Raw genomic sequence first — 10223 nt, 5'->3', positions numbered from 1 at the left:
GTTTTTTGTTTTATATCGGTTTTATTTTAAAAAAAATAAAGGTAAAATCAATGCAATCCTGTGGGATTAGCGACTTTATTTAAAAATACTTCATTCAACAATGAGGTTTTTGTTTTATGACGGTTTTATTTTTAGGAAAAATAAAGGTAAAAACAATGCAATCCTGTGGGATTAGCGGCTTTGTTTTGAAATACTTCATTCAATAATGAGGTTTTTGTTTTATATCGGTTTTATTTTTAGAAAAAATAAAGGTAAAATCAATGCAATCCTGTATGATTAGCGGCTTTGTTTTGAAATATTTCATTAAACAATGAGGTTTTTTGTTTTTATAATGTTTGCTTTTTTTTTGAAAATTAAGGCAAAAACGGATCAGTCTCAAAATTTGTTGGCGCTAAAAGCTCGTTGTTTTTCAAAGTTTAATTCGTAACATTATTAAATCTTTTTTTGGAATATTAAGATGAGTAAAGTATCAGTAAGAAACTCCATAATTAAATCCTGAAAACTGATTTATTTCTAGTTTATAATTCATTTGTTATAAGAAAAAACCTCTAAGTTTAAGGCGATATTTAGCGAAACCACAGTAATGTCTTGAGGAAATACCATTGGATTTAATGAATCTGTAGGACATTGAAGTAGATTAGAAAATCGGCAAATAGTTATGATTTTGTTATTAAGAAAACTGGAAAACGAGATTTATTATTTTTAATCGGTTTTTGTATCAATTTGTACAGATGATCTTTATAATTAATTTGGAAAGTAGATTTGATATGGTGTAAAGCATTGATTTTGAGGGGCGCTTTACAGAAATCAGGAACTCCTTTTTAAAGTCGGTTTTGCGTGAGGGATAGGAGTGGAAAGCCCGCAGCGAGGAGGAACGACGAAGCGAGGACTTGGAGCGGATAGCCCGACCCTTGTGGTCACGCCCAAATATTATAAATTATTGAAGTAATTACAGTTTGAATTGATTGGACATTCTGGACATTTTGGATTCGTAGGCCGGCAAATTTCTCTTCCTAAAAACGAAATAGACATGCCAATCTCAACCCAAATTTCTTTTGGTAAAACCTGCATTAGTTGTTTTTCGACTTTGTTTCCATCTTTGGATTCTGAGATCAGACCGATTCTCGGTGCGACCCTAATTACGTGTAAATCAGCTATAATTCCTTCTGACGGAATACTGGCTTCCCGCATGATAACGTTAGCCGATTTTCTTCCGATGCCTTTTAATGCCACAAGACTTTCCATGGTTTTCGGAATATTTTTATCTTCCTTAAGTAATTGAGCTATTTCGATAATCCAACTGGCTTTTGTTCCAAAATTGCGGACTTTTGAGATATGCGGAATGAGCGCATCGGTATTGGAAACTGAAAGACTTTCTAAATTTGGATAAACCTCAAAAAGGGCAGGAGCAATTTTATTGATGTTGGCATCGGAATCCTGTGCTGACAGTATAACCATTACCATCAGTTGGTAGACATTCTGATACTCCAAAGGATGTTTTTTACCCTTATATTTTTCCAGAAGTGGTTCTAAATTGGCAGCCCAATCAATTTGTTCTTCAAATAAATTCATGCTTTATTTTTTACGGAAAGCTAAAGATAAGGAATTTACACAATAACGTATTCCGGTTTTTGTGGGGCCGTCATTAAAAACATGTCCAAGATGCCCGCCACAGGTTGCACACAAGATTTCTGTGCGTAACATTCCGTGTGAAGTATCTTTCACATACTCCACTTTTCCCGGTATGGATTCATCAAACGAAGGCCAACCACAATGACCGTCGAATTTGGTATCGCTTTCAAAAAGCGGTTCTCCGCAGCCTCCGCAACAGTACGTCCCATTTTCAAAAAGGAGGTTGTATTCCCCGGTATGTGGGTATTCGGTTCCTTTTTGGCGCAGGATTCTGTATTTTTCCTCGCCTAATTCGGCTTTCCATTCCGCTTCTGATTTTTCGACTTTATGACTCATTTTTTTTCTGGAATAAATTGTATTGAAACTGAATTGGTACAAAAACGTTTTCCTGTTGTTTCTTTTGGACCGTCATCAAAAACATGTCCGAGATGTCCGCCACATTTGGCACAGGTCACTTCGATTCGTTCCATACCAAAACTGCTATCGTTAGTATATTTTACAGAGCCTTTTATGGCTTGGTCAAACGATGGCCATCCGCAATCGGAATCAAATTTAGCATCAGAAGTGAATAGTGGATTTGCACAGGCTGCACAAACATACATGCCTTTTTCGAAATGTTTCCAATATTCACCGGTAAAAGGTCTTTCCGTTCCTTTTTCTCTTAACACCTCGTATTGCTCGGATGTTAATTTGGCTTTCCATGGGTCTTCAACGGCTGGCTTTGAAGCGGGTTGTGATTCTTTCTTCTTTTCCTGACCATTACAGGATATGAATGTGCTGATTACCAATAAAACGATTAACTTTTTCATAGTTTCTAGTGAATAAATGAAGCTATTTTTCTGATGACCTTCGTATCGCCTAAAATTTTTCGGTGTCCTAACTCCTTTGTGATCATCAGTTCTCCGTTTCTTAAATGTTCGTAAATGTGATGCGCTGCCGATACCGGAACATCATCATCATTTTCGTCGTGAATTACCAAAACCGGAACAGCAACTTCCTTTGCAGCTATATACGTAGAAAAACTATCCATGGTTTCCCCGATTTTGTTTTCAAATCGTAATCTCATTTGTTCACTTATTTCGGGTTTTAAACCAATCTTGAGTACAAAATCATCCATTATATCTTTAACAATGTCACCGCTTCCGATGATGATTGCTTTTTTTACATTTAAGCCCCTTTTTATTGCATTCATTACGGTCATTCCACCTAACGAATGGCCGATAGCAAATTCAAAAGGACCATATTCTTTTTCAATTTGGAGTGCAGTTGCAATAAATTCGGTCATATTACTTGTTTTTCCGGGAGCTTTTCCATGCGCCGGCGCATCGAAACTGATTGTGGAATAGCCTAAATTGATAAGTTCATCAGCAATTTTAACCAATTGTGTTCCTCTGCCGGACCAACCGTGAACCAGCAATACTTTTTTATCAGAAGTACCGTATTTATACATCATTACTTGTTTTTTGATGGAAGTAATCGTAATCAGTTGTTGTTTGCTGTCAGCTTCCATTTCCATTTCCCTTTTCGGAATTTTATGTCGGATAGGCGTGGTAAACAATTTTATTGCAAATTTTGTAGCTAACTTTGGGGACAGACTCTCCAATACCTTTGCAGTATAAAGAATTGACTTCGGAATTTTAATAGTTTGCTGATGTTTCGGCTTTTTCATTTTCTGTAAAAATATACGGCAAGTTACTTTTTTAATAAATTCGGCACCTATAAATTATTCTTAAATTAAATCAGTTCATTAATACTTTTTCGTAACTTACCGTGATTCAATTTTGAGGTGAAATTTATATGCTTTTTAAAGGTATTTATTTAAATTTGCTACTTAAAAATCTTACGTTATGAATATAAGAGTCCGCCTAATTTTAATGAGTATATTGGTACTTGTAATTTCTTGTGCCAAGAATCCGTTTACGGGTAAAAGCACTATGGCTTTGGTGTCTAATAGCGAAATATTTCCGTCTTCCTTTCAGCAATACGGTCAGTTTTTAAGTGAAAATAAAGTGATTAAAGGAACCAAAGATGCTGAGCGAGTTGAAAATGTGGGAATGAAAATAAAGGTAGCTGCCGAAAAATGGCTTAATGCGAATGGTCATCAAGGGTATTTGAAAGATTATAAATGGGAATACAATTTAGTTGACAGTAAAGAAGTGAACGCTTGGTGTATGCCTGGAGGTAAAATAGTTTTTTATACCGGAATTTTGCCAATTTGTAAAGATGATGCCGGCATGGCTACAGTAATGGGACATGAAGTGGCACACGCTTTGGCCAATCACGGTCAGCAACGTATGAGTGCGGGTGTTTACCAGCAATTGGGAGCTGCTGGTCTTGCCGTGGCTACGGGAGGACAGAGTAAGGAAACACAAGAGTTGGCTATGGCTGCTTACGGAGTTGGATCTCAGTACGGCGCTATGATGCCATTTAGCCGAGCTCATGAGAGTGAAGCCGATATGATTGGTTTGACACTGATGGCTGTTGCGGGTTATAATCCTGAAACTGCGGTTGCGTTTTGGGAAAGAATGTCGGCTAATGCGGGAGGAAACAAACCACCTGAATTCATGAGTACGCACCCTTCTGATGCAACGAGAATTGCCAACATAAAAAAGTTGGTTCCGGAAGCCAAAGCAGAAGCGGCGAAATTCGGGGTGACTTTTAAGTAATAAAAAATATGTATATTCGAACCACGCTTATAAGGCGTGGTTTTTTTATACTCAAAATTTATGAAACAACTCAAAAAAGGGAGTTCAAAATTATTAAATGCTTGGGCCTCTTATGATTGGGCGAACTCGGTTTACAGTCTGGTAATCGCTTCGGCAATTTTTCCTATTTACTACGGTCAACTGTTTAAAGACAAGGGAAGTTTAAATATCGAAGTTTTCGGAACCACATTAAAAAGCACGGCTTTAATAAGTTTTACCACTGCTGCGGCTTTTTTAATGGTAGCATTTTTTTCTCCGTTGCTTTCAGGTATTGCCGATTATGCAGGTAATAAGAAGTCGTTCATGCGTTTCTTCTGTTATCTTGGGGCGATGTCAACTATCGGACTATGTTGGTTTGATCTCGATAATATTTACTTTAGTTTAGCTTGTTACTTTTTTGGACTGATTGGTTTTTGGGGGAGTTTGGTGTTTTATAATTCCTATTTACCTGATATAGCTTTTCCCGAACAGCAAGACAGAGTTAGCGCCAAAGGATATTCTATGGGGTATCTCGGAAGTGTTGTTTTGCTAATTATCAATCTTGCGATGGTTATGAAACCGGGGTTGTTCGGGATTGAAGGGGATGAGGGTGAGGCTATGAAGAAAGCGATGCGTTATTCCTTTATATCGGTTGGTGTCTGGTGGATTATTTTCAGCCAATACGCCTTTTATTATCTGCCGAAAGGAACAAACGGAAACGGAAATAAAGTACACAGTGCCATCATTTTCAACGGATTCAGAGAGTTAAAAAAAGTGTGGTTTTTACTGGAAGAAAATCTTCGATTGAAACGTTACCTATTGAGTTTCTTCGTTTACAGCATGGCTGTTCAGACTGTTATGTTGGTAGCAACTTATTTTGGGGAACAGGAAATTGACTGGGAATCAGACGAAGAACGGACTATGGGTTTGATCATCAGTATACTGGTGATACAATTAGTAGCGGTTTTGGGAGCAGTAATCACTTCAAGAGCTTCGGAGAAATTCGGAAACATAAAAACTTTGATAGTCATTAACTCAATTTGGATGGTAATCTGTATTTGCGCTTATTTCGTGACTTTACCGATACATTTTTATATTACCGCTGGTTTTGTAGGGTTGGTCATGGGCGGAATCCAATCGCTTTCCCGCTCAACATATTCCAAATTTTTGCCGGAAACCAAAGACACGGCTTCTTTTTTCAGTTTCTATGATGTTGCCGAAAAAATAGGAATCGTAATTGGTATGGTTTTGTATGGATTGATTGATCAGTTAACGGGGAGTATGCGGAATTCCATCGTTTTTTTAGCTGTTTTTTTTATTGCCGGTGTTTTCTTGTTGATAAGAGTACCTAAAAAATGATGATGAATAAAAAATAATATTATATTTGGGAAAAAATTGAAAAACCACTAATCAATAATTATGAAAAGAATTAATATTTTAGCAACGTTGGCATTAATGTCTGCTTTCCTACTTGCATCTTGTGGGGATACTGAGCCTGTTGATCCTGCAGTTGTTACAGGAAACACTAATGATGAGATTATCGGGAGATATCGTCTGACGGCTTTTAATACAGATGTTCAGACTGATTTGAATAACGATGGAAATAAGTCCACAAATCAGATGTCTGAAACGGCTTGCTATAATAATATGTTTTTAACATTGAATGAAGACAATACATTTACGGCTGATTCAAAAGGAGTGGGTATTTCAGCCACCGATGCGCTTCAATGTTCTACGGCTCCAATAAAATCCGGTACATGGGTTTATACCGGAGGTCAATTGTTATTAACGTATGCAGAAGGAGCAGGAAGTATCACGGATTCTTACACAGTTTCCGGGGATCAGATTAGTCTGAGAGATGATCAGGCAATTATTGTTGGAGTCCCTATCGATACTCCGGAATTTCTTTCGTCCGGTATCACCAAGATTTATACAAAACAATAGTTTTCTTTAAGAAATAATGAAAAAAACCCGAACTTATACTTCGGGTTTTTTTATGGCATAAAGATTGACTAATACTTAGAAAGAATTTCAATAAAAACGTAAATTTGTATTGATATTCAATGGGATGGTTATTTTATGCTTGTAAAACAGCGGAACTGTCCTTTATTGTTTAATGACAAAAAGTCGTAAAAATACTATGCCAAATCAAAAAATTCTCACGCTTGACAATCTGTCACTTCAGGAAATCGATACGGATGCCGAATTAATTCCGTTGTTAACACCTGAAGATGAAGAAGAGATGAATAACGAAACCCTTCCGGGTGAGTTACCTATATTGCCTTTAAGAAATACCGTGCTTTTTCCCGGTGTTGTAATTCCGATTACCGCCGGAAGAGATAAGTCCATTAAACTGATTAATGATGCCAATGCCGGCGATAAAATAATTGGTGTTGTGGCTCAGAGGGATGAAAATGTAGAAGAACCAAGTGCAGCCGACATTCACATGGTAGGTACAGTGGCAAGGATTCTTCGCGTTCTTAAATTACCTGACGGGAATACGACGGTTATTCTGCAAGGAAAAAAACGTTTTGAAATCGATACGGTAACCACCGATGAGCCTTATCTGAAAGCAAAGGTTAAAGAAGTTGCCGAGGTTCGTCCCAAAGCAAAGGACAAGGAATTTTCAGCAATTATAGATTCCATTAAGGAACTGGCTATTCAGATTATCAGGGAAAGTCCGAATATTCCAACCGAAGCGACTTTTGCCATTAAGAACATAGAAAGCGATCCGTTTCTGATCAATTTCGTTTCTTCCAACATGAATCTTTCTGTTGAAGAAAAACAAGAATTACTGTCGATTAATGATTTAAAAGACAGAGCTTTAGAAACATTGCGTTTCATGAATGTTGAATTGCAGAAATTAGAACTGAAAAACGATATTCAATCCAAAGTCCGCTTTGATTTAGATCAGCAGCAACGTGAATATTTCCTTCATCAGCAAATGAAAACCATTCAGGAAGAATTGGGTGGCGTTTCACATGATCAGGAAATTGAAGAAATGCGCACTAAAGCCAAGTCAAAAAAATGGGATGAAAAAGTGGCGCAGCATTTCGAAAAGGAAATTTCCAAATTGCAGCGAATGAATCCGCAAAGTCCGGATTTCGGTATTCAACGTAATTATCTTGAGTTGTTTCTGGAATTACCGTGGAACGAATATTCTAAAGATAAATTCGATTTAAAAAACGCACAGAAAATACTGGACCGTGATCATTTTGGTCTTGAAGATGTTAAAAAGCGTATCATTGAACATTTGGCGGTTTTAAAATTGCGAAACGATATGAAGTCTCCAATCCTTTGTCTGTACGGACCACCTGGAGTTGGTAAAACTTCTATCGGAAAGTCGATTGCAGAAGCATTGGGAAGACAGTATGTCCGTATTTCATTAGGAGGTTTGCGTGATGAAGCGGAAATTCGAGGCCACAGAAAAACTTATATCGGAGCGATGCCGGGTCGTATTATCCAAAGTTTAAAGAAAGCGGGTACTTCCAATCCTGTATTTGTTTTGGATGAGATTGATAAATTGTCGAGCAGTTTTAATGGAGATCCGTCTTCCGCATTATTAGAAGTATTGGATCCCGAACAAAATTCAGATTTCTACGATAATTTCCTTGAGATGGGCTTTGATTTGTCTAAAGTCATGTTCATTGCAACTTCAAACAGCATGACAAGCATTCAGCCTGCGCTGCGCGATCGTATGGAAGTGATCAACATGACCGGCTACACGATTGAAGAGAAAGTTGAAATCGCGAAACAGCATTTGCTTCCAAAACAACTTAAGGAACATGGTCTAACTTCCAAAGACCTGCAAGTCGGCAAAAAGCAGCTTGAAAAAATTGTTGTGGGTTATACCAGGGAATCCGGTGTCCGTTCGTTAGAGAAAAAAATTGCTTCTGTGGTGAGAAATACTGCTAAATGCATTGCCATGGAGGAAGAGTATAATAAGAAGATTACCGATGAAGATATTATAAAAGTATTGGGAGCGCCGCGTATGGAGCGTGATAAATACGAAAATAATGAAACTGCAGGTGTAGTTACCGGTTTAGCGTGGACCAGCGTTGGCGGTGATATTTTATTCATAGAATCCATTATTTCAAAAGGGAAAGGAGCAATGACAATGACCGGAAATCTGGGTACTGTCATGAAAGAATCTGTTACCATTGCTTTGGAATACATTAGATCCAATGCCGAAAAATTGGGTATTTCAACCGAAGTATTAGAGAAATACAATATTCATATTCACGTTCCGGAAGGAGCAACCCCTAAAGACGGACCAAGTGCTGGTGTGGCGATGTTAACGTCTCTGGTTTCCAGTTTCAGCCAAAAAAGAGTGAAGAAAAGCCTTGCCATGACCGGAGAAATTACCCTTCGCGGAAAAGTACTGCCGGTAGGAGGGATTAAGGAAAAAATTCTGGCTGCGAAAAGAGCCAATATTAAAGAAATCATTCTTTGTCAGGAAAATAAATATGACATTGATGAAATCAAACCGGAATACATTGAAGGACTGACGTTTCATTATGTAGACACAATGGAGGAAGTGCTGAATATCGCCATTACGAATCAGAAGGTGAAAAACGCGAAACAGTTGGAATAAACAACTTTTTTAATCATAATCTTTTAAATTCCAAATTCCAATCTGAGAATCGTCAGTTTTGGAATTTGGGATTTTTTTTCCAATTCATTTTTATTTTCATTTTACCTGAAATTTGGGTTTTAAAAATTGAAATTTATTTCATTTATAATTTTATCTTCGCAATTGCGTTATTCATTCAGAAACGAAAACTAATAAATGTACAAGAAACTACTGACTTTCTTTTTGCTGATGATTTTTTCTGTAAACCACGGTCAGATTGGTGGAAAACATACTTATCAGTTTCTGAGTTTAGTGACTTCACCGCGTCAGGCAGCTCTGGGTGGTAAAACGGTTACCATCTACGATCAGGATGTAAATCAGGCGATATACAATCCGGCTACCATTAATGCGGAGATGGACAATCACCTTTCGTTAAACTACGGAAGTTATTTCGGAGAAGTCAGTTACGGAACCGGTGCTTATGCCTATACATGGGACCGTCATGTGCAAACCCTGCATTTGGGTGTGAATTATGTAAATTACGGACAATTTGAAGGATATGATGAAACAGGGCAAAAAGCGGGTGATTTTACAGGTAGCGAAATAGCACTTTCGGGCGGCTATGCTTATAATATTCCGTGGACGCCGATTTATGTGGGAGCCAATCTGAAACTGATTTCTTCAACCTTAGAAAGTTATAATTCGTTTGGTGTTGCGGCGGATTTAGGCGGCTTATACGTCGATGAAAAAAATGACATCAATATTGCACTTGTAGTAAGAAATGTGGGGACGCAAATCACAACCTATGCAGGCGACAGGGAAAAATTACCCCTTGAAGTCATTGCGGGGGTTTCACAGGAACTTGAAAATGTACCGCTTCGATGGCATTTGACTCTGGAAAATCTTCAGGAATGGAATATAGCCTTCAGTAATCCTAACAGAGCAGAAGAATCTATCGATGGAGAAACTCAGGAAGAAAAGGTTTCGTTTTTTAATAATGCCTTCCGACACGTAATTATTGGTGCCGAATTGTTTCCGAAGAAAAGTTTTAATGTCCGGTTGAGCTATAATTTCAGACGAGGAGAAGAACTTCGGATAGAGGAACAGCGAAATTTTTCAGGTATTTCGGCAGGTTTTGGGCTACGGTTCAATAAAATAAAATTTGATTACTCTTATTCAAGGTATACCATTGCTGCCAATATGAGTTTGTTTGGTTTGACAATTAATTTGCAGTAGGAAGAGAGAAAATAGAAAATAGAAAATAGAGAATAGAGAATAGAGAATAGAAAAGTACTATAAGAGGTTGTAGTTGAAGGACTGAAATATAATAAATA

The 10223-nt window shown here is 37.6% G+C and carries 9 protein-coding genes; 5 read left to right on the top strand and 4 right to left on the bottom strand.

The features are described from left to right. Positions 1-930 precede the first annotated feature (930 nt). From FLJC2902T_RS15165 to FLJC2902T_RS15150, 4 genes are read right to left on the bottom strand one after another with little or no spacing between them, the layout of a single operon-like run. Entirely contained in the window at positions 931-1572 is a 642-nt protein-coding gene (locus FLJC2902T_RS15165; RefSeq protein WP_023580683.1) for an endonuclease III domain-containing protein, read from the bottom strand. A 3-nt stretch (positions 1573-1575) separates the two neighbouring features. Beyond that, complete coding sequence (gene msrB, locus FLJC2902T_RS15160) at positions 1576-1968, bottom strand: peptide-methionine (R)-S-oxide reductase MsrB (protein ID WP_023580682.1); 393 nt, start codon at positions 1966-1968, stop codon at positions 1576-1578. Further along, the gene (gene msrB / locus FLJC2902T_RS15155; RefSeq protein ID WP_023580681.1) at positions 1965-2441 is read right to left on the bottom strand and encodes a peptide-methionine (R)-S-oxide reductase MsrB; all 477 of its coding nucleotides are present in this window, start codon (positions 2439-2441) and stop codon (positions 1965-1967) included. Before msrB (FLJC2902T_RS15155) ends, msrB (FLJC2902T_RS15160) begins: the two co-directional genes overlap by 4 nt. A 5-nt stretch (positions 2442-2446) precedes the next feature. Then, on the bottom strand, positions 2447-3301 hold the full coding sequence (locus FLJC2902T_RS15150) for an alpha/beta hydrolase (RefSeq protein ID WP_023580680.1): 855 nt from the start codon (positions 3299-3301) through the stop codon (positions 2447-2449). Positions 3302-3479: 178 nt separating this feature from the next. On the opposite strand from FLJC2902T_RS15150, the gene FLJC2902T_RS15145 reads away from it, so the two are divergent. From FLJC2902T_RS15145 to porQ, 5 genes are all read left to right on the top strand, one after another. Next, entirely contained in the window at positions 3480-4298 is an 819-nt protein-coding gene (locus FLJC2902T_RS15145; RefSeq protein WP_081712578.1) for a M48 family metallopeptidase, read from the top strand. 60 nt (positions 4299-4358) lie between these two features. Next, entirely contained in the window at positions 4359-5675 is a 1317-nt protein-coding gene (locus tag FLJC2902T_RS15140) for an MFS transporter (RefSeq protein ID WP_023580678.1), read from the top strand. Positions 5676-5735: 60 nt separating this feature from the next. Next, positions 5736-6260, top strand: coding sequence for a lipocalin-like domain-containing protein (locus tag FLJC2902T_RS15135; protein ID WP_023580677.1), 525 nt, complete (start codon positions 5736-5738; stop codon positions 6258-6260). 196 nt (positions 6261-6456) lie between these two features. Next, a complete protein-coding gene (gene lon / locus FLJC2902T_RS15130) occupies positions 6457-8910 on the top strand; it encodes an endopeptidase La (protein WP_023580676.1) in 2454 nt (817 codons plus the stop codon). Between the two features lie 195 nt (positions 8911-9105). Beyond that, on the top strand, positions 9106-10125 hold the full coding sequence (gene porQ, locus FLJC2902T_RS15125) for a type IX secretion system protein PorQ (protein WP_023580675.1): 1020 nt from the start codon (positions 9106-9108) through the stop codon (positions 10123-10125). Positions 10126-10223 lie beyond the last annotated feature (98 nt).

The organism is Flavobacterium limnosediminis JC2902 (assembly GCF_000498535.1).
Taxonomy (GTDB): Bacteria; Bacteroidota; Bacteroidia; order Flavobacteriales; family Flavobacteriaceae; genus Flavobacterium; species Flavobacterium limnosediminis.
This window is presented reverse-complemented; position numbering and strand designations above follow the sequence as displayed.